20 protein-coding genes, 1 tRNA gene and 1 other RNA gene are annotated in these 22,789 nt (G+C 69.1%); 19 read left to right on the forward strand and 3 right to left on the reverse strand.

Annotated elements, in window-relative coordinates; genetic code table 11:
• Positions 1–27: 27 nt before the first annotated feature.
• Both SNR22_RS27390 and SNR22_RS27395 read left to right on the forward strand, forming a co-directional pair.
• Complete coding sequence (locus tag SNR22_RS27390) at positions 28–1,380, forward strand: hypothetical protein (RefSeq protein ID WP_320069554.1); 1,353 nt, start codon at positions 28–30, stop codon at positions 1,378–1,380.
• A gap of 51 nt (positions 1,381–1,431) precedes the next feature.
• Positions 1,432–2,349 carry a DUF4365 domain-containing protein gene (locus tag SNR22_RS27395; RefSeq protein WP_320069555.1) on the forward strand — a complete coding sequence of 306 codons (918 nt, stop codon included), beginning with the start codon at positions 1,432–1,434 and terminating at the stop codon, positions 2,347–2,349.
• Positions 2,350–2,485: 136 nt separating this feature from the next.
• On the opposite strand, the gene SNR22_RS27400 is transcribed toward SNR22_RS27395, so the two are convergent.
• A complete protein-coding gene (locus SNR22_RS27400; RefSeq protein WP_320069556.1) occupies positions 2,486–3,391 on the reverse strand; it encodes a DMT family transporter in 906 nt (301 codons plus the stop codon).
• A 12-nt stretch (positions 3,392–3,403) separates the two neighbouring features.
• Complete coding sequence (locus tag SNR22_RS27405; RefSeq protein WP_320069557.1) at positions 3,404–4,141, reverse strand: GntR family transcriptional regulator; 738 nt, start codon at positions 4,139–4,141, stop codon at positions 3,404–3,406.
• A gap of 223 nt (positions 4,142–4,364) precedes the next feature.
• Between SNR22_RS27405 and SNR22_RS27410 the strand changes: the two genes are divergently transcribed.
• The 12 genes from SNR22_RS27410 to SNR22_RS27465 all read left to right on the forward strand — a co-directional run bounded on the left by SNR22_RS27410 (position 4,365) and on the right by SNR22_RS27465 (position 14,590).
• A complete protein-coding gene (locus SNR22_RS27410) occupies positions 4,365–4,751 on the forward strand; it encodes a DUF6284 family protein (RefSeq protein WP_320069558.1) in 387 nt (128 codons plus the stop codon).
• Entirely contained in the window at positions 4,748–5,416 is a 669-nt protein-coding gene (locus SNR22_RS27415) for an NUDIX domain-containing protein (protein WP_320069559.1), read from the forward strand. The genes SNR22_RS27410 and SNR22_RS27415 overlap by 4 nt, the downstream gene beginning before the upstream one ends.
• Positions 5,417–5,433: 17 nt before the next feature.
• Positions 5,434–6,375, forward strand: coding sequence for an ABC transporter permease (locus tag SNR22_RS27420; protein ID WP_320069560.1), 942 nt, complete (start codon positions 5,434–5,436; stop codon positions 6,373–6,375).
• 139 nt (positions 6,376–6,514) lie between these two features.
• On the forward strand, positions 6,515–6,721 hold the full coding sequence (locus SNR22_RS27425; protein ID WP_320069561.1) for a hypothetical protein: 207 nt from the start codon (positions 6,515–6,517) through the stop codon (positions 6,719–6,721).
• A gap of 97 nt (positions 6,722–6,818) precedes the next feature.
• Positions 6,819–8,996, forward strand: coding sequence for a cell division protein FtsK (locus SNR22_RS27430; RefSeq protein WP_320069562.1), 2,178 nt, complete (start codon positions 6,819–6,821; stop codon positions 8,994–8,996).
• Between the two features lie 147 nt (positions 8,997–9,143).
• Positions 9,144–9,383, forward strand: coding sequence for a hypothetical protein (locus SNR22_RS27435; RefSeq protein ID WP_320069563.1), 240 nt, complete (start codon positions 9,144–9,146; stop codon positions 9,381–9,383).
• Positions 9,380–9,670 carry a DUF4326 domain-containing protein gene (locus tag SNR22_RS27440; RefSeq protein ID WP_320069564.1) on the forward strand — a complete coding sequence of 97 codons (291 nt, stop codon included), beginning with the start codon at positions 9,380–9,382 and terminating at the stop codon, positions 9,668–9,670. The genes SNR22_RS27435 and SNR22_RS27440 overlap by 4 nt, the downstream gene beginning before the upstream one ends.
• A complete protein-coding gene (locus SNR22_RS27445; protein ID WP_320069565.1) occupies positions 9,667–9,972 on the forward strand; it encodes a hypothetical protein in 306 nt (101 codons plus the stop codon). The genes SNR22_RS27440 and SNR22_RS27445 overlap by 4 nt, the downstream gene beginning before the upstream one ends.
• A 182-nt stretch (positions 9,973–10,154) precedes the next feature.
• On the forward strand, positions 10,155–11,114 hold the full coding sequence (locus SNR22_RS27450) for a bifunctional DNA primase/polymerase (protein WP_320069566.1): 960 nt from the start codon (positions 10,155–10,157) through the stop codon (positions 11,112–11,114).
• Positions 11,111–12,670: a hypothetical protein gene (locus SNR22_RS27455; protein ID WP_320069567.1), complete on the forward strand. Its 1,560-nt coding sequence runs from the start codon at positions 11,111–11,113 to the stop codon at positions 12,668–12,670. The genes SNR22_RS27450 and SNR22_RS27455 overlap by 4 nt, the downstream gene beginning before the upstream one ends.
• Positions 12,671–13,097: 427 nt before the next feature.
• On the forward strand, positions 13,098–13,307 hold the full coding sequence (locus tag SNR22_RS27460) for a helix-turn-helix domain-containing protein (RefSeq protein ID WP_320069568.1): 210 nt from the start codon (positions 13,098–13,100) through the stop codon (positions 13,305–13,307).
• 17 nt (positions 13,308–13,324) lie between these two features.
• Positions 13,325–14,590: a site-specific integrase gene (locus SNR22_RS27465; protein WP_320069569.1), complete on the forward strand. Its 1,266-nt coding sequence runs from the start codon at positions 13,325–13,327 to the stop codon at positions 14,588–14,590.
• A gap of 89 nt (positions 14,591–14,679) precedes the next feature.
• Here SNR22_RS27465 and SNR22_RS27470 read toward each other — a convergent pair.
• Positions 14,680–14,764: transfer RNA gene (locus SNR22_RS27470), tRNA-Ser, on the reverse strand.
• 82 nt (positions 14,765–14,846) lie between these two features.
• On the opposite strand from SNR22_RS27470, the gene ffs reads away from it, so the two are divergent.
• The 5 genes from ffs (at position 14,847) to SNR22_RS27495 (ending at position 22,642) form a co-directional block, all read left to right on the forward strand.
• An RNA gene (gene ffs, locus SNR22_RS27475) (signal recognition particle sRNA small type) lies at positions 14,847–14,936 on the forward strand.
• A 109-nt stretch (positions 14,937–15,045) separates the two neighbouring features.
• A complete protein-coding gene (locus tag SNR22_RS27480) occupies positions 15,046–17,517 on the forward strand; it encodes a DNA polymerase III subunit gamma and tau (protein WP_320069570.1) in 2,472 nt (823 codons plus the stop codon).
• Positions 17,518–17,629: 112 nt separating this feature from the next.
• The gene (locus tag SNR22_RS27485; protein ID WP_320069575.1) at positions 17,630–17,938 is read left to right on the forward strand and encodes a YbaB/EbfC family nucleoid-associated protein; all 309 of its coding nucleotides are present in this window, start codon (positions 17,630–17,632) and stop codon (positions 17,936–17,938) included.
• Between the two features lie 12 nt (positions 17,939–17,950).
• Positions 17,951–18,544, forward strand: coding sequence for a recombination mediator RecR (gene recR, locus SNR22_RS27490; protein ID WP_320069571.1), 594 nt, complete (start codon positions 17,951–17,953; stop codon positions 18,542–18,544).
• 102 nt (positions 18,545–18,646) lie between these two features.
• A complete protein-coding gene (locus SNR22_RS27495; RefSeq protein ID WP_320069572.1) occupies positions 18,647–22,642 on the forward strand; it encodes an SGNH/GDSL hydrolase family protein in 3,996 nt (1,331 codons plus the stop codon).
• The last annotated feature ends 147 nt before the right edge of the window (positions 22,643–22,789 follow it).

Genomic DNA, 22,789 nt, shown 5'->3' on the forward strand with positions numbered 1-22,789 from the left:
GCTTGTGTCAAAGACACCGACGCTGGAGTGCCAGATTTGGACCAAAAGAGCATTTTCGACAAAGTCGACTTATCCGTAGTCTCCAGTGAAGCCCCGCCCTGGGTTCGCGAGGTTACGCCGGAGCTACTTGCCAAGCGCAAACGCCGAAGAAGGAAGTTCCGCTTTCTCGACTTAGTCGGCCTCGCTGCATGGTCATACATCGCAACTAAGCTGCTGATATTCGACGTCGACCGCTTTGTAGTCGCGAGCATCGCCCCCGGGCTAGCTGGATATCTAAAGTTTCGACTAGTCGGATTCATGATTATTCTATCCGTGGCAGCTGTTGCCTTCCGCCGCCACTGGACATCAATTATTTACGTGTCCCTATACCCTGCAGTTCTACTATTCTGGAAAATCCCTCACCTGATCTACAGGACCCGAAGTTGGATTGTTTTCCTCGGGGCATTCAATCTTGCCGCAAGCTTCTTCCGTGACTTCAAGTTCAACATAGTATCGAAGACCCTAGCTACCATCGCCGCCCTTGTTGCATTACTCAGCACAAGCGGCCCCACAACAACTGCTGCACTCATCGTGCTACATGGGATTCTGGCGTGGATTACCTTTAGAACAGTCAAGTTCTCCCTAACCCCTTCCCGCTTCCTGTTGCTTCAGCGGAAGTTCATTGACCGCACGAGCGAAGGCGCGATCATTAATCAGATCACATCCATCAAGCCAGAGCTTCAAGACGAAGGCGTAGAAAAGTTTGATCGAGGGCAGTTTACAACTTTCCACACAACCCTTTCCGTGGCAGTTCTATGGCATAAGGGAATCTATTTCTGGGCCTATCAACTTGAGCGATACAGGCAGAGCGCGACTTTGCACGTCTTCGGGCTAGCCTCCTACTTGTGGCTCTTCCTTCAAACCGTGTTCGTGTTCTCGCTAACGAATTACGCTCTACTTAGAATCATTCCCTCATCCTTCAACTTCGAAGAAAAGCCAACATATGTCAAGATTTTCTGGTATTCGTTGAGCTCGCTGTTCGTGAACGGCATTGATGGGCTCTCGCCCAGATCCGATCTGGCCATAGGCATCACCATCTTCGCCGGCTTTGCAGGGCCATTTATTCTTGCCGTACTGGTTCTCCATTTCATCCAGAGCGTTCGCCAGGCTCGACAGGATGCAGACATTCGTGCAGCTGTCGGAGCAATGAAAGACGTTGCACACAGACTGGACGATAGGCTTCGCGTCGAGTATGGAGTTGGTGCAGATGAGGCTTTCGTGCGCCTGCAGAGCTACGGCCGGAACTTGATTTCTGGTGTCATCGAGTTCGTTGCACTGCGAATTCCTAGCGAATTCGAATCTGGAGGCAACGAGAAGAGAGATGAAAATCGGTCGAGCTAGACATGTCGCCCAACACCAACCACAAGAATCCGTCAAGCTTTAGGAGCCCCCATGCCCCGAAGGACCATCCAGCACGTTATTGGTAGCCAAGCGGTAGCTGCCGTATCGGCCATCTGGACAGATGTCGGGGCCGCAGTTGAGGAAGTGCATAACGACTACGGCGAAGATCTCTTGGTACAGACCGCTCTTGAGGGCAGGGTCGACCCTTTCAAGATCTGGATTCAGGTTAAGGGCCGGACTCGCCTTAAGGTGCCAAGGAAGAACAGTGTTAGAAAAATCAGAGTCTCACGAGAGCACGCCTTCCGCTGGGCAAGCAGCCTAGACCAAGTGATTATCGTGCTCTGGGACGTAGATGAAAAGCGTGGCTGGTACGCACGACCTCGGCAGCAGGTGGTCCTTTACGAGCTTCTGACCTCGGATCGCGACCAGGTTGCAATAGAGTTCCGAGAATCGGATACTTTCGATGCCCGCACCGCCCAGCTAATCGCTTGGGAATCTAGAATGGACAGCATTGCCGGGCAATACTTGGTCGCACGGGAGGGTGAGACCTGGTTCGATCGCCTCGCACCGGATGAAGTCAAGGCCAGTTCAAAGAACACGGTTAAAGAGTCATTCTTTATCGCCTTCAACTTCTTGCGGCTAGTCAGATTCATCGAGGACGACGGCCCGATACAAAGTGCCCAAATCGCAATTAGAGACTACTGTCTGCGGTTCAAACAATACGACCCCACCTCGGGAACCTCGCCCGCTGAGCCGCTATTCGAAGATGCAGCCACCCTAGACGATGCTTTTGATCAGATAGTACACCTGACGTTGATGGCGCACGTGCAAGATTTCACGGGGGGCGTTCCGATCCCACTGGCCTTGATAGGCGACTGTGTCGCGTTTGTAGGAACCTTTCTTCTTCAGGGTAAGTCCTTGGAAGATTGGCTCTCGCCGCCCGACCCTTTCTTTGATATACCTTTCTAGATCTACCCATCCTGGGAGCTCTCTGCGCCAGCGGAGCGACGGACGCGCGCCCTGGCGGCGGCGCGTTCGGCCCGTCAAGGGCCGCCTTGAAGACGTACAGAAGCTCTGGCTGGGAGAGCCCTCCGACACCCGGCCGTTATCGTTCACCCGCCGTTGATCCCGCTGGCAGGATGGGGTTGCGCCGCTGAGCTAATCCGACGCCGGCTAGCACAGCCACCGTTCCTGCGAGCGTTGACCAGGTGACCGGCTCACTCACAATCAGGGCACCAAGCACCACCGCGACAACAGGAAGGAGGTAGGTGGTGGTGCTCGCCGCAGTCGGCCCCTCGTCCTCGATAAGCCGATAGTTGAGAACGTAGGCAGCGCCAGTGCCAAGCAAGCCAAGTACAAGTAGGCTGGCAACCGCGTCGAACCGCCATGATGGCGTTACGAACCCCTCGACGGGTAGAGCAAGCCCTACGAGAACCGCGCCGGCTGCAAGCTGACTTGCTGCCAGCGTGATCGCGGAAATACCTCGGCCCGCAAGGAATCTGCCCATGTAGACGTAGCTGACCCCGTAGCTGGCTGCGGCGGCGAGGCAAGCTGCCCCTCCCCAGCTTGCTATCTCGCTAGCGGACTGCCACGGCGAGAATGTGAGTATGGTTCCCACGAACCCGAAGAATATTCCGGTAGCGCGCTTTAGACCAAGAACGCGGTCCGTACCGACCAGAAATGCGATAAGGGCGGTCCAAAGTGGCGTAGTGGCGTTAAGTACGCCTGCCACGTTGGAACCGACCGTCTGCTCACCTATGCCGAACAGCGTGTACGGGACGGCATTAGCCACGAGAGCAGCGACGAACAAGTGCCCCCACGTCTTGAATCCAGCCGGCCACTTCAGTCCTCGCATCCTCGCGACCGGTGCCAGCACGACGACACCGAGCACGAGGCGTACGAACACGATTTGCACCGGAGTGAAGCCGCGCAGCGCCAGCTTGATCCATAAGAAGCTTGACCCCCATAGCAGGGCAAGCAGAGCCAGCCTGGCTAGGCTACTGCGGCTCATCCTAACGTTCTCCTAGTCCTCTACGGGCATCTCGTAGTCAAGGCCGTTCAGGTCAGCGCGCATAACGAGCCGCGTGACCTCGAACGGCCGCTTCTGGTCATCAAGACCCGTATGCAGAACCTCGATTACGGGCACGCCCAGGGGAACCGACAAGCCTTTCGCCTCTTCTGGCGTTGGCATGCGCGCCGAGATCTCTTCCCGAATTCGCGCAATGGGGTAACCCAGTTCCTCGAATCTGGCGTAAATACTTCCTCGCCCTAGCGTTTTCTCGCTTGCGAGGGGTGAAGCTCCCGCAACTGCGGCCGGAATATACGTGACGCCAACCTGCACCGGCTCTTCATCCGCGAAGTACCAATTCTCACGCCGGATCACCACGTCTTTGGAACGGTCAAGGCCGAGCCGCTCCGCTACGTCCTCCGGTGGCGCATCCTGCGTCACTGATCGGCACTCGACCCGTGGCGAGCGACCCTGCTTGGTGACCTCGATTCGGAACGGGGAAAGCCCCGTCTCCCCACGTAGCCGACGGGAGTAGCGGTTGGCCCCGAGCCTCATCAGTGCCGGCCGACTCCGTACGAACACTCCCCGCCCGTGCTGGGCATCTACCAGCCCTTCCGCTTGCAGCAGGGCAACCGCCTCCCGCGCAGTGTTGCGGGCAGCGCCGTAGGCCGCAGCAAGCACCCGCTCCGACGGGAGCTTGTCCCCTGGCTTCAACTCTCGCTGCGTGATCCGCTCTCTCAGATCATCGGCCATCCGCCTGCTTGGTAGCCGTTTGTCCTGTTCAGGCCCTTCCGCCATGGTGTCCCACCTCCACACAGAGCCTAGCGCAACTGGCTCAAGCCACCCCTTGACAGGAGCGCCGCCCGGCACTCAAACTGGCTCAAGCCAGTTAACTGGCTCAAGCCAGTTCCGGTTTGACGCCCGCGATGGTCTGCGCCTCGTGCGTGCTCCATCACCCCCGCACCTGGAGGTTTCCGTGAGGAAGCACCCTGTCCCCATCGAACCGACCGCCGCCGACCTGGCGGCGATCGAGGTCGAGTGGCCGCTGATCGCGGCCGAGCTGGACCTACTTGACGCTGAGATCACCCTGCTCTACGCCGAAGACCACGGAGGTCCGTCGCCGCTGGACTGGCGGCGGGTCCGCCGCGCTGAGGCCCGCTTCACGCGTACGGCCACGGCGACCGTTCGCCCGCCCTGGAGTGCCGACGGGTGCGTGCCGCACAGTCTGGCCGTTGTCGGTTGGACCGGCTGCGGCTACGGCTGCGAGATCGTGCGATGCCCCGATTGCGGTGGTGAGCAGGTGCTTCACCGGGCCGAAGACGGTTGCCGGGCCAGCGTGGCTCACGCGGAGGTTGCGGCATGACCCCCCGCACCTGGACCGACCCGAGCGTGCTGGACGGCATCGCCGCCGGGGCACCGTGGGCCGACCCCACGATGGACCCCACCGTCATCGACTGGCCCGCCCGGCAGGCCGCCGCCCTGGTGCCGTTCGCCGTGGTCGACGGCCGTCCGGTCAACCCGCACGCCCCCACCGGGGTGCGCTACGGCCGCAACCTGTTGGGGCACTGGGGTGAGCAGGTCTGCGCCGACGCGATCGTCACCGCCACCGACGACGAGGGCACGCGCTGGCTACTCATGGTCGAGCGTGGCGACGGCGGCGGATTCGCGGTCCCCGGCGGCTACGTCGACCCCGGCGAGGACCCCACCGCCGCCGCGTTCCGCGAGCTGGCCGAGGAAACCGGCCTGACCCCCGACCCCGCCGACCCGTGGGTCACGACGCTGCCGCCCCGGTACGTGCCCGACCCGCGCGCGTCGGACGAGGCGTGGATGGTGACCGTCCCGACCCGCATCGACCTCGGCGGCGGCTACTCCGCCCTGCCCCAGGTGGCCGGCAGCGACGACGCCCGCCGCGCCGAGTGGGTCATCGCCGACACCATCACCGACCTCGTGCACGACCTGGCCGACACCTTCCACGGCCGCCTCTTCCCCGCTCACCACGACCTGCTCGCCGACACCCTCGCCCGCTGACCGAAGGGACACCCGCCATGACCGCCCCGACCATCAACGGCACCCGCTACCCGCAACCCGTCGACGCACTGCTTCCCGCCGCCCGTGACCTGTCCTTGCCCGCCGGGCAGCAGTTCCCGTCGCGGAACCGGCTGATGCGTGAGTTCCACATCGGCGCGGCCAAGGCTGATGACCTGCGCTCCCGTTTGGTCGCCGAGGCCGAGGCTGCGCGGGAGCGGCCCAGCATTGACGAGACGCGGACCTACAACCTGATTCGAGGCGGTACCGGCGGCATGACCGCCGCCGACCTCGCCGACGCGGCCCGCCGGGTAGCGGCCGACCCGACCGCATCCGACTACATGCGGTCCACCGCCCGCGACGTGCTCGCCGACGCCGCCCCGGACCCGGTGCCGACCTCGGTCGTGCCCGAGTCTGCGCCGCCGGCCGAACCGGACCCGACCCCCGCGCCGGAGATCACGCCCGCCGAGGCGGACGGGCAGGCCACGACGGTCAGGTACCCGGACACGCCCGCACCGACCGACCCGCCCGCCCGGCCGCGCGCCGCCGTGGTGTGGCCGGTGGTGCTGCTGGCCCTGCCCGCGTTCGTCGCGATCTGGGGCGGGTGGGTCGGGCTGGGCAAGCTCACCGGGTTCGGGAAGGTCAACCTGTTGCCCGGCATCGGGTCCGGGTGGGTCATCGACACCGCCATCACTCTGCCCATCGGCGTGGAGACGTACGGGGCGTTCGCCCTCTACGTGTGGCTGTCCGGCCGCGTTCCCGCACCGGCGGCCCGGTTCGCCAAGTGGTCCGCCCTCGGCTCCCTCGCCATCGGCGCGCTCGGCCAGGTCGCCTACCACCTGCTGATCGCCGCCGGGATCATCTCGGCCCCGTGGTGGATCACCACCCTCGTGGCCTGCCTCCCGGTCGCCGTGCTCGGCATGGGCGCGGCCCTGGCGCACCTGATGCACGCCCACGACTAGCTACGCCCGGCGGCGCGGCCCATGGCCTCGACAACCGTGCCGCGCCGCCGGCCCACCGAACAGCCCGCAAGGAACCGCCGGGGGCACCCATGATCCCCCGTCACCCACCCCGCACCGCAACCCCGAAGGGAACCCCACGATGGGCCGCACCAACCGCGCATCCGGCAATGACCGCATCGACGTCCAGGCCGGGCAGATCCACGGCCGCTCGGAGAGCAGCAAGCCCGCCAAGGACACGACGAAGGACGACGACAAGCCGGGCCGCAGCACGAACACCGTCACCGGCAACGCCCGCGTCGGTATCCAGGCCGACACCGTGACCGGCCCGATCCGCATCCAGTTCTAACCGACCCTGGCCCGGCGGCGCGGCACCTGGCGACCAACCTTCGCCGCGCCGCCGGCCCTCACCCGACCCTGACGGATCAGTTGGAGGAACCCCCATCATGACGTCCCCCGACGACAACAACCGATTCGACTGGCAGGCCGCCGAAACCGATGTGACCGCCGATGCCCCCGACACCAACGTGGTCGACCTCGACGCCGCCCGCGCCGCCCGCACCAACCCCGACGACGCCGACGGTGGGCCGGCGCTGGTCGACTCGCCGGCCGCGCAGCGCTCGCCCCGGTTCACCCTCGACGGGGCACGGGCCGGGCAGCGCCGCCCGATCCTGCCGGCGTGGTTGCGCTCGCGTGCCGAGCTGGTCGACGTGATGCGGTGGGCGGTGGGGCACCTCCTCCACACCGCCGCCTACCACGCCACCCGCCTGCCGAAGTACGGCGGGAAACTCGCCCTGCGCGCCCCGGCCGGCGCGGCCCGCGCGATCTCCGGTGCCACCCGGTGGGTGTTCGACTGGGAAGGCGAGCCGCTGCGCCAGTCGACTTCGCAGACCCGTGACGGTGAGCTGTACTTGAAGCTGTCGCGCCAGCGTGACCGGCGGGTGCGGTGGCGCGGCATCGTCGCCGTGTTCACTCTCGCCGTGACCCTGGCCGGTGGCGTCACGGTGGCCCTGGCCCCGTCGTGGGCGCGGTGGGCGGTGCTCGCCCTGCTGGTCACGTTGTGCGGGATGCTGGGTCAGCCGGCCGATAAGCCGTTGCTCGACACCGCCGTGGTCATCCCTCGCGTGGCCCGGTTGACCTCGGATGTGGTGGTGCGCGCCCTGGCGGTGCTCGGCATCTCCGGCATCACCCAGGCCATCGCCAAGCAAGGCCACCGCGCCATCGGCTTCACCGCGCCGATCACCCGGGACGGCCCCGGCTGGCGGGCCGACATCGACCTTCCGCCCGGCGTCACCGCCGGAGACGTGATCGAGCGCCGCGACCGGCTTGCCGCCGGCCTCACCCGCCCCCTGGGCTGCGTGTGGCCGGAGGGGCAGCCCGAGGTGCACCCCGGGCGGCTGCTGCTCTGGGTCGGCGATCAGGACATGGCCGCGACCCCGCCGAAGCCGTGGCCGCTACTCAAGGCGGCCGGAGGGTTCGACCTGGGCAGGCCGGTGCCGTTCGGCACCGACCCGCGCGGGCGGATCATCTCCTTCGAACTGCCGTACACGAACCTGCTCATCGGGTCGATTCCCGGCTACGGCAAGACCGCCGCCACCCAAGTCCCGATGCTCGCCGCCGCCCTCGACCCGTACGCGGAACTGTGGTGCTTCGACTTCAAGGGCACCGGCGGCCTGGACCCCCTGGAGAAGGTGTCGGCGCGGTACGCGTCGGGGCAGGACGACGACACCGCCGAAGAGGGCCTGTTGGCGTTGCGGGAGCTGCGCAAGGAATGCCAGCGCCGCGCCGCCGTCATCAAGGGCCTGCCCAAGGCGGTGTGCCCGGACAACAAGGTCACCCCCGAACTGGCCCGCCGCCGCAAGTTGGGCCTGCACTGGCTCGTCGTCGCCCTGGACGAAGTGCAGGAACTGTTCTCGCACCCGGAGTTCGGCAAGGAAGCCGGGGAACTGGCGGAGAAGATCATCAAGCTCGGTCGCGCCTTGGGCGTCATCCTCGTCGTGGCCACCCAGCGCCCGGACGCGAAGAGCCTGCCGACCGGGGTGTCCGCGAACGCCGGTACCCGGTTCTGCCTACGCGTCATGGGCCAGATCGAAAACGACATGATCCTGGGCACGTCGGCGTACAAGAACGGCATCCGGGCGACCATGTTCGCCAAGAAGGACAAGGGCGTCGGCTACCTCGTCGGCGCGGCCGACGACGCGCAGATCGTCCGCACGTTCTACGTCGACGGCCCCACGGCCGAGAAGGTCACCGACCGGGCGCGTGCCCTGCGGGAAGCCGCCGGGACGCTCACCGGGCACGCCATCGGCCAGGCCGCGGCGACCCCGGCCGCACGGCGGGACACCCTCCTCGACGACATCCTCACCGTCGTTCCGGCGACCGAGGGCAAGGTGTGGGCGGAGACGCTGACCGAGCGCCTGGCCGACCTGAACCCCGACGCCTACGGGGACCTGACCCGCGACCAGTTGACGGCGGCGCTCAAGCCGTACGGGATCACCACGGGGCAGGTGTGGGGCACCGACCCGACCACCGGCAAGGGCGCGAACCGGCGCGGCATCGACCGGGCCGACATCACGAATGCGGTTGCGGAGCGTAACAAGCGGCGGGGAGACAAAGCCGCCTAACCCGGACGCCGTGTGGTCGCTAGGTCTAGCGGCACCCCCCGCTAGACCTAGCACCCCCGCTAGCGCCACATCCCAATCCTGATCAGCGCCCTAGTTCCTAGCGGCGTGAGCCCCGCACACCCTGAAACCGGCCTGTGGAGGCAATCCGTGGTCCCCATCCTGCTGCTCGCTAGCCTCACCGCCCTCATATACGCAGCGTCATACCTGGCCGTGTGCGCGGTGTCCCCGTGGGGACGCTGCCACCGCTGCCACGGCCGCCGCTTCCACCGCACGGCCATCGGCACCCGCCGGGACTGCCCCCGCTGCGACGGCACCGGCATCCGCGTCCGCACCGGCCGCCGGCTCCTGGACTACGTCCGCGCCGAGTACCGGGCAGGCCAGCAGTGACCGCCCGGCGTGTTCAGCGCCGCCGCGTCGCCGGGTGGCGGATGCCCGCCGGGGCGGTCTACGTCGGCCGCCCCTCCCGCTGGGGCAACCGCTTCGGCACCGACAACACCCGGGCAAGTAGGGCCGGCGCGGTCGCTCTGTTCCGACTCTGGGTCGCCCAACACCCCGAGTACGCCGCCGCCGTCCGCGCCGAGCTGGCCGGCAAGACCCTGGCCTGTTGGTGCCCACTCGACCACCCATGCCACGCCGACGAACTGCTCCGCATCGCCAACGAGGTGCCCCAGTGACCCGCCGTGGCCGCGCCGACCAGCACACCGGATGGTGCGCCCGCGACCACCGCTGCAACCTCAACGAACACCGCTCGCCGGAAATCGTGGTCGACCTGCCCGGCCACGGCCGCGCCGTGCTGGTGCGGGTGCGGACCGCCGCCGGCCGGGAGCACGCCGAGGTGCGCGTCAGGGTCGCGCTCGCCCTCGGCGAGCCGGCCGCCCGCCGCCAGTTGGCCGGGTTGCTCGCCGACCTGCGCCAGGTCGTGAGCCGCGCCGCCGTCGCCGCTCACCCCCGACCCCGACCCCGGCGGGCGGCGTAGTGACCGGCCGGCGGTGCGGCCACTGGATCGGCACCGCCGGCCGCCACTGTGACCGCCCGAACGGCGTCCGCCTCTACCTGCAAGGCCCGCGCTGCCCCGCCCACACTCCCGCCGCACTGGCGGGGCGGCCCGAGCCGCCTTCCGCACCCATCTATCCGCCATCGACCGAAGGAAGGGACCTCATGCCCGACCCTGACCTGTTGGCCGCCGCGCTCGGCCACGCCGCACGCGGGTGGCACGTCTTCCCGCTGCGCCCCGACGACAAGCGACCCGCGTTCCCCGACCACACCGCCGAGAACTGCACCCAGGCCGACCCGCGCTGCCGCGCTGCCGGCCGGCACCTCGGGTGGGAGCCTCGCGCCACCTGCGACCCGGAGCGCATCCGGCGGGCGTGGTCGACGCGCCCCTACGGCGTCGGTATCGCCTGTGGCCCGTCCGGGCTGGCGGTGGTCGACCTGGACGTGCCGAAGACCTCCGACGACACCCCGCCCGCCGCGTGGGCCGGTGCGCGTGACGGCCTGGACGTGCTCACCACCCTGGCCGACCGCCACGGCGGCACCATCGACGCCACGTACACCGTGACCACCGGCCGGGGCGGAAGCCACCTCTACTACCGCCACCCGGCCAGCGGCCCGCAGCTGCGCAACACGACCGGCGACCGGGGCGGACTCGGATGGAAGGTCGACACCCGCGCCCACGGCGGCTACGTCGTCGCCGCCGGCTCCACCGCCGCCGGCCGCCCCTACACCGTCGACCTGGACACCGACCCCGCCCCGCTGCCGGGCTGGCTCGCCGGGCTGCTCGCCCCCGCCGAGCGACCCGCTCACCGGCCGATGCCGGTGGCGCTGCCGGCCGACCGGCGCGGCCCCTACCTGGCTGCCGCGATCCGCCGCCAGGTCGCACACCTCACCGCCGCCCCGGACGGACAGCGCAATCACGTCCTGTTCACCAGCGCGGTCGCCCTCGGCCAGCTCGCCGCCGGTGGTGCGCTCACCGCCGACGACGTGAACGCCGTCCTAGAGCCGGCGGCGCTGTCGCTGGGCCTGCCGGCCGGTGAGGTCACCCGCACGATCGCTTCCGGGCTGCGCACCGGAGCACGTAACCCCCGCCACCTGGCCAACACGGGAAGGGCCGCCGCATGAGCACCCGCCTACAGATCGGCTCCGGCCCCGACACCATCCGCGTGCTCAAAGCCGCGCTCACCGAGGGACTGTTGCCCGACACGTACGTCTCGGCCGGGTCGCTGGTGCACATGGAAGCCGTCTCCGGAGGGCTGGCCACCGCCGCTGACGAAGACTCCCCGCTGCCGGTGTCGGCGAGCATGCTCAACCCCGCCGGCCTGGCCGGGTTGCTGGCCGAACACGCCTACGTCTACCGGGTCAAGACCCGCAAGAGCGACACCGGCAACCCCGAGATGTTCGAAGACGAAGTGACCCCACCCCGCGACATCCTCTCCTCCGTGCTCGCCGGCAAGACCTGGCCCGGCGTGCCACCACTACGCGGAATCATCGGCGCCCCCGTCCTACGCCGCGACGGCACCCTGTTGCAGCGGCCCGGCTACGACCCGGCCACCGGCCTCTACCTCGCCTCCAAAGTCGCCCTACCCCCCGTGCCCGACCAGCCGACCCCGGAGCAGGTCGACGAGGCGCGCACGTTCCTGCTCGGCCGGTTCCTGCGGGACTTCCCCTGGGCGTCCGCCGCCGACCGCGCCAACTACGTCGCCTTGCTGGCCACGCCGATCCTGCGGCACTTCACCCGATCCCTGACCCCATTCGCGCTCATCGACGCCACCATGCCCTCATCGGGTAAGACGATCCTCACCGCCGGCCCCGGCATGCTCTACGGCCAACGCGTCATGACCTGGGCCTACTCCGATGAAGAACTCCGCAAGTCCATCACCGCCGTTCTGGCGGAGCAGATCGGCGTGGTCATCTGGGACAACCTCGCCGAGGGCACCGTCATCGACTCCCCGGTCCTGGCCCAGCTCGTCACCTCCGGCGTGTGGTCCGACCGGCAGTTGGGAGCGTCGCGCAACGTCGCCACCGTCAACGACCGGCTATGGATGGCCACCGGCAACAACCTCCAAGTCGGCGGAGACATGGCATCCCGCACCGTCCGGGTGCACCTCGACCCGAACATGCCCCGCCCCGAACTACGCGACCAACGCGGCTTCGGCATCCCCCAACTCGACCATTGGATCACCGACCCGGCCAACCAACTCACCGTCCTGTGGCACCTCCTGGTCCTCGTCCTCGACTGGACCCGCCGGGGAGCACCCCGGGTCACCGGGTTGGCGATGCGGCAGTTCACCCCCTGGGCGCAAGCCCTCGGCGGGTTCCTCGCCCACCACGGCATCGACGGGTTCCTCACCAACGCCGCCGACATCCGCGAAATCGACGAAGACGAAACGCGCTGGCGCGCGTTCCTCACCTGCTGGCACGACCGCCACGGCGGCCGTGCGATGACCGCCGCCGAGCTGCGCCAGGACGCCGAACCGATGCACCTCGGCACCGACGCCCACGACCCGTGGGACGGGCAATTCATCACCACCCACAACGGCCGCCTACCCAACCCCCTGCAACTCGGCCGGCTCCTCACCGGCCAGGCCGGACGGTGGCGCGGAGAGCACGTCATCCGGGCCGGCAAGAACGACCGGGGCGACCGCTCCGTCTTCCGGGTCGAACGTCACGAGGGATGAAAATCGCTGAACCATCTCCGCATCTCCGCAACGCCGCACCGACCCCCCACTACCAGGGGAAACACTCTGCGGAGATCCAGAAGGCGAGGATCATCGATCTCCGCAACTCCGCAGAACTTGCGGAGATCAGACCTCCTTTGCGGAGATCACCCCTCGGAAGGTCTCCGCATCTCCGCAAGCATTCGCCCAGCTCACAGCCATGTTTGCGGAGATGCGGAGATGCGGAGATGCGGAGATGGTTCAGCCCTCCCACGCAGAGAACCACGCACCAACGCCCACACCCGTAACCACACCGACCACTGAGAGCCGCGCAGACGGTCGACGAATGGCCGAACCCATGCCGCCAGAGATCTTGGCGCTACGGCGCTCTCAGCAACCTGCTCTATTCGCTCCTGTCGATGCATGCCACGGAAACACGGGGAGAAACATGCCCAGCACCGACAACCGCGTCGTCCTGACCATCGAAGAAGCCGCCCAACGACTCGGCATCGGCCGCACCACCATGTACGCCCTCATCAAGACCGGCCAGATCCGCACCGTCACCATCGGCCGCCTCCGCCGAGTCCCCACCTTCTGCCTCGACGAGTACGTGCGGAACCTGCTCGCCGAACCGACCCACCTCGACAACGCCGCCTGACGAAAGGAGACCGACGAGTGGGACGAAAGCCGAACGGCGCATCCAGCATCTACAAGGGCGGTGACGGCTACTGGCACGGCCGGGTCACGGTCGGCGTGAAGGACGACGGCAAGCCGGATCGCCGGCACGTTCAGGCCAAGACCGAAGCCGAGGTGATCCGCAAGGTTCGTGCCCTGGAACGGGAGCGCGACAACGGCACGGTTCGGAAGCCGGGTAGCCGCTGGACGGTCGAGAAGTGGCTTACACACTGGGTCGAGAACATCGCCGGCCCGGTGGTCCGTACGAACACGCTCGACGGCTACCGGGTCGCTGTTCGTCGGCATCTGATTCCCGGGGTCGGTGCCCACCGCCTTGACCGCTTGGAGCCGGAACACCTGGAACGGCTGTACGTGCGGATGGTGGCCAACGGCAGCGCGGCCGGCACCGCCCACCAGGCGCACCGGACCATCCGCACGGCACTCGGCGAGGCGGTGCGCCGTGGGCACCTCGCCCGGAACCCCGCCGCGCTGGCCAAGCCGCCCCGCCTGCCGGATTCCGAGGTGCAGCCGTACTCCGTTCCAGAGGTACAGGCGATTATGCGTACGGCAGTGCCCCGGCGGAACAGCGCCCGATGGGCGGTGGCTCTGGCGCTCGGTCTGCGTCAGGGGGAAGCGCTCGGCCTGAAATGGCCGGACGTGGATTTGGATAACGGATCGCTGACCGTTCGCCGGGCACTGCTTCGACCGAAATGGCGGCACGGTTGCGAGGGGAAGTGCGAGCAGAAGTTGCCCGGCCAATGCCCCGACCGAGTGAACGAACGCCCGGTTGCTGCGGACACGAAATCCCGTGCCGGTCGCCGCTCCATCGGCCTGCCGGATGCCCTGGTCGACCTGCTGCGGCAGCATCGGAAAGAGCAGGACGCCGAGCGCGAAACCGCCGCCCAGCTCTGGCGCGATGAGGGCTGGGTGTTCGCCTCGCCGACCGGCCGGGCGATCCACCAGGCGACGGACTACGACGAGTGGAAACGGCTGCTCAAGCTCGCCGGAGTGCGGGACGGCCGGCTACACGACGCGCGGCACACCGCCGCTACCGCGCTCCTGGTCCTCGGCGTCTCCGGCCGTGCCGTGATGGGCATCATGGGGTGGTCGAACTCGGCGATGGCGGTCCGGTATCAGCACATGACCGACCAGGTACGCCGGGACATCGCGCAGCAGCTCGGCGGACTGCTCTGGGGCGACCCGCCGACCGGGCCGGGGGAGAAGGCCGCCGGACCGCCGCCCGACCAGCCGGAACAGGGCAAGTGAGACGACAACTGAGACGAGAGCGACCGTAGAGACGGTTCAGGGCCGGTCCCCGTGGGGGCCGGCCCTGTCGTTTTTCCAGCTCAAGAGAGCGGAGGATACGAGATTCGAACTCGTGAGGGTGTAAACCCAACACGCTTTCCAAGCGTGCGCCCTAGGCCACTAGGCGAATCCTCCGTGGGACAGCGTACAGGTCCGTCGCGAGCGGGTCACCCCACCACCCCCTGAAGATCGACCGGCGGTCGGGTAAGGTGGGTGTCACCTCCCGTGCGGCGGTATCTCGTGAACCTCCCCAGGGCCGGAAGGCAGCAAGGATAAGCGAGCTCTGCCGGGTGCACGGGAGGCCTTTTTTGTCTCCGGGCGCCGGTACCGTACCCCGAGGTCAGGGTCACGGGGTGGTGGGTGGTCACGCGTGCCCGACCGGCGCAGAATGGCTCGGTCGAGAGGAGGCGGGACGGGTGACACTGGCGCTCTACCGCAAATACCGGCCGCGCACCTTCGCCGAGATCATCGGGCAGGAGCACGTCACCGAGCCGCTGTCGCAGGCGCTGCGCAGCGGGCGGCTCAACCACGCGTACCTCTTCTCCGGCCCGCGCGGCTGCGGCAAGACCTCCAGCGCCCGCATCCTGGCCCGGTCGCTGAACTGTGAGCAGGGCCCCACCCCGGAGCCCTGCGGCACGTGCGAGTCCTGCCGCTCGCTGGCCACCGACGGCGGGTCCATCGACGTGCTGGAGATCGACGCGGCCAGCCACGGCGGCGTCGACGACGCCCGGGAGCTGCGGGAGAAGGCGTTCTTCGCGCCGGCCCAGAGCCGGTTCAAGATCTACGTCATCGACGAGGCGCACATGGTCTCGCCGGCCGGCTTCAACGCCCTGCTCAAGCTGGTCGAGGAGCCCCCGGAGTACGTCAAGTTCATCTTCGCCACCACCGAGCCGGAGAAGGTTCTCGGCACGATCAAGTCGCGGACCCACCACTACCCGTTCCGGCTGATCCCGCCGAAGACGCTCCGGCCATACCTGGAACAGCTCTGCGAGGCCGAGGGGGTCACCGTCGATCCGGCGGTCTTCCCCCTCGTCGTGCGCGCCGGCGGCGGCAGCGCCCGGGACAGCCTCTCCGTGCTCGACCAGCTCATCGCGGGTGCCGGCCCGGAGGGGGTCAGCTACCCCCGGGCCGCCGCGCTGCTCGGCGTCACCGACTCGGCGCTGATCGACGAGATGTGCGACGCGTTGGCCGCCGGGGACGGCGCGGCCGCGTACGCGACCGTCGACCGGGTCGCCGAGGCCGGGCACGACCCGCGCCGGTTCGCCTCCGACCTGCTGGAGCGGCTGCGCGACCTGATCGTTCTCCAGCAGGTGCCCGACGCCGCCGCCAAGGGCCTGATCGACGGGCCGGCCGACCAGATCGAGCGGATGGCCGCCCAGGCCCAGCGGCTCGGCCCGGCCACCCTGTCCCGCTGCGCCGACATCGTGCACAACGGCCTGGTGGACATGCGCGGCGCCACCGCGCCCCGGCTGCTGCTGGAGCTGATCTGCGCCCGGATGCTGCTGCCCGGCGCGGACGACTCGACCGGCGGTCTGCTCCAGCGCCTGGAGCGGATGGAACGCCGGCTCACCCTCGGCGTCACCGAGCCGCCGTCGGCCGCCGCCGGCCCCGCGCCGGTCGTTCCCGCCCCCGCGGTACGCCCGGAGCCGGCCACCCCGCCTGCGGCGGCTGCCGCGTCGACCGCGCCGGCGGCGGCGTCCGCCGCCCCGGCGGGTGACCCGGTCCCGTCCGCTTCCCCGGTCTCGGCGGCTCCGGCCGCGCAGGCCCCGCCCCGGCGGGAGGTTCCGTCGGCGGCCGTGATGCCCGACCCGGGCACCCCCGCCCCGCCCCGCCCCGGTACGGCGGCGCCGGGCGCGCTCGACGCGGTGGCGGTGCGCCGGGCTTGGCCCGAGGTGGTCGGAAAGGTCAACCGGACCAACAAGCGGATCGCCGCGCTGATGCGCGACGCAGTCGTCCGGGATCTGGCCGGCGACACGCTGCTGGTGACCGTGAAGTCGACGGTGCTGGCCAAGATGATGGCCGACCACGCCCAGGTGGTCACCGACGCGCTCTACGAGGAGCTCGGCGGGCGCTGGCAGATCCGCTGCGAGGTCTCCGGCGAGCGGGGCGGCGTGTCGATGGGGGGCGGTTCCCGGGCGGCGGCTCCTGCGCCGGCCGCGAGCCCGCCCACGCCCGCCCGTCCGTCGTCCGGTGCGCCGGACGGCCGTGGCCCCGCCCCGGCAATGCCGGCCGGGGCGACCGCGTCGGCCGGCGGGGACGACGAGTGGCCTGAGCCGGCTCGCCCCGGCGGTGCCGCGTCGGCCGCCGGCGCAACGCAGGACGACGGCTGGCCGGAGGCGGCCCGCCCCGGCGGTACCGATCCTGCCGGGCAACCCGCCGCAGGCGCGGGCGCGACCGCCCCGACCCGGCACCCCGCCGCAGGCGCGACCGCCCCGACCGCCCCGACCGCCCCGGCAGGGAACCCCACCTCCGGCGCCCCGACACGGGGTGCCGCTGCGGCACCGGCTGCCCCGCCGGTCAACGGCGCCACCGGCAACGGTGGCGGTGCGGGCGGTGCGCCGGTCAGCAGCGCCATCGCCGCCGCGCGGGCGGCGGCGGCCGGCCGGGGTCCGCGTACCCAGAACGGGGCCCGCAAGACCGCGGACGCCGACTGGGCCGGTGAGCCGCCCTACGACCCCGACTTCGACGGGCCCGCGCGCGGCGGCGGCGGGCGGCCGGGCGCGACGGCGCCGGGCACCCCGGCCTACGAGGGATTCGACCCGGGCGACGAGCCGCTGGACGAGGTCATCGACGAGCGGACCGCCCGGCAGTCCAGCGAGGAGCAGGCGGTGCAGCTGCTCCGGGAGGCGCTCGGCGCCGAGAAGATCGACGAGGTGGACGCCCGCTGACGCGGGTGTCGCCCGTAACCGGAGGACGAGCCCCGCCCCGACTAGGCTGGGCGCGGCCGAGCAGACGAGTGCGAGAAGGAGCCCATCCGTGCGCCCAGGTGGACAGCCGAACATGCAGCAGATGCTGAAGCAGGCGCAGAAGATGCAGCAGCAGGTCGCCAAGGCCCAGGCGGAGCTGGCCGAGGCCGAGCTGACCGGCACCGCCGGTGGCGGCCTCGTCACCGCGACCGTCTCCGGCTCGGGTGACATCAAGAGCATCAAGATCGACCCCAAGGCGGTCGACCCGGAGGACGTGGAGACGCTGGAGGACCTGGTGGTCGCCGCGCTGCACAACGCCGCCGAGGCGGCCCGGGTGCTGACCGAGCAGAAGATGGGCCCGGTCGCGGGCGGCATGGGCGGCCTCGGCCTGCCCGGTTTCTGAGCCGGGGCGACGATGTACGAAGGTGCCATCCAGGACCTGATCGACGAGTTGGGGCGGCTGCCGGGCGTCGGCCCGAAGAGTGCCCAGCGGATCGCCTTCCACGTCCTGTCGGCGGACCCCGCCGACGTCAACCGCCTGGCCGGCGCGCTGCGCAAGGTCAAGGATCTGGTGCGGTTCTGCACCACCTGCTACAACGTCGCCGAGTCCGAGCAGTGCCGGGTCTGCCGCGACCCGCGCCGCAGCGACGAGGTGATCTGCGTGGTCGAGGAGCCGAAGGACGTGGTGGCGGTCGAGCGGACCGGCGAGTTCCGGGGCCGGTACCACGTGCTGGGCGGGGCGATCAATCCGTTGGAGGGGATCGGCCCGGACAACCTGCGCATCCGGGAGCTTCTGATCCGGCTGGGCGGCGGCACGGTGCGCGAGCTGATCCTCGCCACCGACCCGAACACCGAGGGTGAGGCGACCGCGACGTACCTGGCGCTGATGATCAAGCCGATGGGCATCGCGGTGACCCGGCTCGCCAGCGGCCTGCCGGTCGGCGGCGACCTGGAGTACGCCGACGAGATCACCCTCGGCCGCGCCTTCGAGGGCCGCCGGGCGGTCTGAGGGTCCGGTTCCCGCCGATGGCGAGACGGTGGACCGCTGATGGCGTGCCGGTGACCTCCGTCGCGAGGCTGGTGCTTCTCGCACCCCGCGACGGAGGTCACCGTGCGAAGAATCTTGATACCTGTGCTCGCACTGGCGGTGCTGACGCCGTTGGTCCCCGACGAACGGCCCGCGTCGGCGGCGCTCCCCCCTCCGGCCGGACCGAGCGCCACCCCTCGCCAGGACGACCGTAGCGCCCCGTTGGCGCCCGACCGCGTCCTCGATCCTGACCGGAGTCTCGGGCCTGGCTGGCGACGGTCCACCGACCGGGCCGTCACCACCTCTGCGGACGAGACCGGCCTGCACGTGCTCGTGGCGGACACCAAAGCGGCGTACCAGTGGCGGACCGCCGCGACTCTCGCCGAGCCGGGCGTGACGACGGACCAGTGGACGGGTCAACTCTGCGTCACCGGCTCCGGCCGGCGAGCCGTCGTGGTCTACGCCCCGCGACAGTTCGCCAACAAGGAGAACCTGCTCAACGCGGGCGCTTTCGCGGCCGTGGTGGACCTGAACACCGGCGCGGTCACCAAGCTGCCCGAGCGGTACTCCCTGGCGTACCACAACCCGGGCTGCGCGGCCGGTGAGAGCGTGGCGCTGACCCGGCTGGAACTGCCGGCCACGGCGAAGGCGAACGCGGTGGCCCGGACGGTGCTCACCACGGTGGACACCCGCCGGCCCCTCGCCGGCCACCGGGTGTACGCGTCCGGCCAGCTCACCTCGGCTGTTCCGGTCGGAGCCTCGATCCTCGCCGCCAAGGGGGACGCGCTGGTCAGGGTCGACGGGAAGGGGAAGGTGCGGACGGCGGTCCGGACCGGTGGGGTGCCCTTCCGGCTGATGCCGGACGGGACCCGGGGCGTCGCCTTTCAGGTGACCCGGACCGACAAGGTCGACCTGCTTCGTTGGACTGGCGGCCGGCTCGCCACCGTGGCCACCGTTCCGAGTGGGACGGTGAAGCTGCGGGCCGGTGGGCAGGGCCGGGTCTTCGCCGTGGGGGCGCGGGCCGGCGCGAGGCTCGCCGGACGGAGCCTGCCACCTGGCTGGCGTTCCATCGACGCGCCACCCGACAGCGACGTTTCGCGGACCGGGGACCTGGTCGTGAACCGGGCCGGCACGGGTCGGGAGGCCGCAGGGCCGACGGCCGGCGGCGGAAGCGGCGACGGCCAGGCGGACCGGGTCCGGATCACTGCCCGGGTACGCAGCGGCGCGCAGGTCGAGTTCGACGTGGCGCCGTCGGTCGCTGCGGCCGGCCGGCGGCTGTCGCCCGCCGTCGGCGGGACGGTCGGCGTGGAGGAGCCGCGAACCACGCTTGTCGACCCCGACCCTGCCACGGTCGCCTGGGACGCGGACCGTTCCTGCGCGGTGCCCCGCAACGACCCGACGATCCAGGCGTACCAGCCCACTCGGGAGCAGATGGAGTGGGCGGCCGACCTGGCGGTACGGGGACAGCTCACCTTCCAACGGCCGGCCAACTGGTCGAACAACGGGTTACCGGCGTACTCCCCGCAGGGGATGTTCCCGTCGCTTGCCCTGTCCGGAGGCGGGTTCGTGCCGGCGCAGGTGTTCCTCGGGATCCTGGCGCAGGAGTCGAACCTGCTGCAGGCCAGCTTCCACGTGGTGGACGGTCTCGCCGGCAACCCGTTGACCAGCCTGGGCTACTACGGGCTCGACCTGATGAATCCCGACGTCACGAAGATCGACTGGTCGAAGACCGACTGCGGGTACGGCGTCGGCCAGGTCACTACCGGGATGCGGAAGGCCGACACCGGCCAGGTGATCACCGGCGTGCAGTGGGACTACACCAAGCAGAGGGCGGTGGCCTTGGACTACGCCACCAACGCCGCAGCCGGCCTGCGCATCCTTCAAGACAAGTGGAACACCACGCGCAACGCGGGACTGATCGCCAACAACGGGGATCCCCAGTACATCGAGAACTGGTGGTTCGCCATCTGGGCGTACAACACCGGTTTCTATCCGCAGTCAGGGTCGCAGCCGTGGGGGGTCGGCTGGGCCAACAACCCGAGCAATCCGAACTTCCCCCCGGACCGGCAGATGTTCCTGACCGCACCGCTCGACGTGCCGGGAGCCAACCCGCCGGTTGACGACGACATCGGATACGACAACGCCAAACACCCCAACCACTGGTCGTACCCAGAGCGGGTCATGGGCTTCGCGTACACCTCGCTGCGGCGGTACGACTACGAAACGCAGAGCTACGCCCCGACGTACGCCACGGCGCAGGCGCGCAACAAGTTCGTGGCGCAGCCGTCGCGTCATTCGTTCTGCGTCCCCGCTCAGAATGCCTGCGATCCGACCGTCTCCCAGGTGCCCGGCGACTTCCCGACGGAGAAGCCGGGTCCGTGCACCCGGAACGACCTGAAGTGCTGGTGGCACTCGCCCGTGACATGGACGGACTGCTCGATCAACTGTGGTCTGGAGAACCGCCGGTACACGACCGTCGAGCCGCGTCCGTTCGGCAGCAGCATCTACGACTCGCAGTGCAGCCGGACCGGCCTGCCGAGCAACGCGCTGATCATCGACGACATCGACAGCGCCGGCGCGCTGGGTCCGCAGGGCTGCGCCCGGGACTACACCCCCGCCGGGAAGTTCTCGTTCAGCTTCGACGGGCGTGCCGGGCCGTCCGGAGGAACGATCTATCCCGGCAAGGTCGACACCCACCAGCTCGGCGGCGGCTTCGGCGGCCACTTCTGGTTCGCGCACACCCAGGGTGCCACCGCATCGCCCGCCAAGGTGACCGGCCGGTGGACGCCGACCACCAGGTTGAACGGTTGGGCGAAGGTCGTGGTGCACATGCCGGACCACGGCGCGCACACCCAGCAGGCGCGGTATCGGATCAACACCGGGTCCGGGCAGAAGACGCGGTACATCCCTACCCGCACCGAGGCCCATCGCTGGGTGACCCTGGGGACGTACCAGTTCTCCAACCAAGGTGCCCAGTCGGTGGAGCTGGACAACATCACCGAGGACGGCACGGGGATCGAGGACATCGCCTGGGATGCCTTGGCGTTCGTGCCGCTCAGCGCCAAACCCCAGCACTTCGTGGTCGCCATGGGTGACTCGTACGGCTCGGGTGAGGGGGCCGGCAGCTACTTCTACGAATCCGACAACAACTACGGCAACCACGCGTGGAACGCCTGCCGGCGGAGCACCAAGTCCTGGCAACTGCTGACCCGGCTCCCTGGGTCGTCGAGCTCCATCGCCAGCCGGTTGGCAGCGCACGACCCGAACGTGGACTTCCAGTTCGTGAGCTGCTCGGGGGCGACCGCGGCGAAGATGAGGAACACCGGGATCCCCAGTCACTGGCAGAGCCCGCCGTCGAGCATCGGCGGCTACCACAGCGCTGCGGAGGGGCAGTTCCGCGAGATGTCCCAGGTCGAGTCGGGGACGCTGGACGGCAACACGACTCTGGTGCTGTTGTCGGCCGGCGGCAACGACGCCAACTTCGCCGGAACGATGACCTACTGCGCCGAGTCCTCCTGCGGCGAGGCGGCCTACGAGGCGCTGGTTCGGCAACGCATCGACAGCTCCGTGACGCAGGTGCGCCAATTGATCAACTCGACCGCCGTGGAGGCGCCGAACGCGACCATCATGCTGGTCGGGTATCCCCGGCTCTTCGCGGACTACCACATGGACTCATGCGTCTTCAGCAGGTTCACAAGTGGCGAGATGGACATGGTCAACCGGCTGGCGCTGTACATGCGGGACGGGCAACGTGACATGGTCGTCCAGGCCCGCGCGGCTGGACTGAAGGTTCAGTACACCGACATGGTCGAGGGGCTGCTCGACCACGGGACGTGCCGCAAGTACGACGTCGGCCACGACGTGCTGGTGCCGGACGACATCAACAGCGTCGTCGTCGGCCCGGAGGGCGAGGGCGACTTCCGCATGGTGGAGGGCGACACCTATGCGACCTGCGTCGGTTGGATCACCGCTGGTCTGAACGTCTGCCTCAGCCGGGCTTCCTTCCACCCGAAGGACACCGGTGCGGTCACGTATGCCAACGCCGTATCCTCCCGACTGTCAGCGGTCGGTTACAACTGATCCAGATCCGTGGGGGGCCCCCCGCGGGGGGGGGGGCGCCCCCGGCCCCGGGGGGGGGGGGGGGGCCGCGGGCCGGGGGGGGGGCGGGAGCCGGGCGCGCGGCCCCCGGGGGCGGGGGGGCGGCCCAGGACCCCAGAAACGCGCCGG

It is taken from the genome of Micromonospora sp. RTGN7 (assembly GCF_033804645.1).
Classification (GTDB): Bacteria; Actinomycetota; Actinomycetes; order Mycobacteriales; family Micromonosporaceae; genus Micromonospora.

Coding starts and splice junctions, on each gene's coding strand:
- SNR22_RS27460 (WP_320069568.1), top strand. CDS start 13,098: ATGCCCAGCACCGACAACCGCGTCGTCCTGACCATCGAAGAAGCCGCC.
- SNR22_RS27425 (WP_320069561.1), top strand. CDS start 6,515: ATGGGCCGCACCAACCGCGCATCCGGCAATGACCGCATCGACGTCCAG.
- SNR22_RS27420 (WP_320069560.1), top strand. CDS start 5,434: ATGACCGCCCCGACCATCAACGGCACCCGCTACCCGCAACCCGTCGAC.
- recR (WP_320069571.1), top strand. CDS start 17,951: ATGTACGAAGGTGCCATCCAGGACCTGATCGACGAGTTGGGGCGGCTG.
- SNR22_RS27415 (WP_320069559.1), top strand. CDS start 4,748: ATGACCCCCCGCACCTGGACCGACCCGAGCGTGCTGGACGGCATCGCC.
- SNR22_RS27395 (WP_320069555.1), top strand. CDS start 1,432: ATGCCCCGAAGGACCATCCAGCACGTTATTGGTAGCCAAGCGGTAGCT.
- SNR22_RS27430 (WP_320069562.1), top strand. CDS start 6,819: ATGACGTCCCCCGACGACAACAACCGATTCGACTGGCAGGCCGCCGAA.
- SNR22_RS27400 (WP_320069556.1), bottom strand. CDS start 3,391: ATGAGCCGCAGTAGCCTAGCCAGGCTGGCTCTGCTTGCCCTGCTATGG.
- SNR22_RS27405 (WP_320069557.1), bottom strand. CDS start 4,141: ATGGCCGATGATCTGAGAGAGCGGATCACGCAGCGAGAGTTGAAGCCA.
- SNR22_RS27455 (WP_320069567.1), top strand. CDS start 11,111: ATGAGCACCCGCCTACAGATCGGCTCCGGCCCCGACACCATCCGCGTG.
- SNR22_RS27450 (WP_320069566.1), top strand. CDS start 10,155: ATGCCCGACCCTGACCTGTTGGCCGCCGCGCTCGGCCACGCCGCACGC.
- SNR22_RS27485 (WP_320069575.1), top strand. CDS start 17,630: ATGCAGCAGATGCTGAAGCAGGCGCAGAAGATGCAGCAGCAGGTCGCC.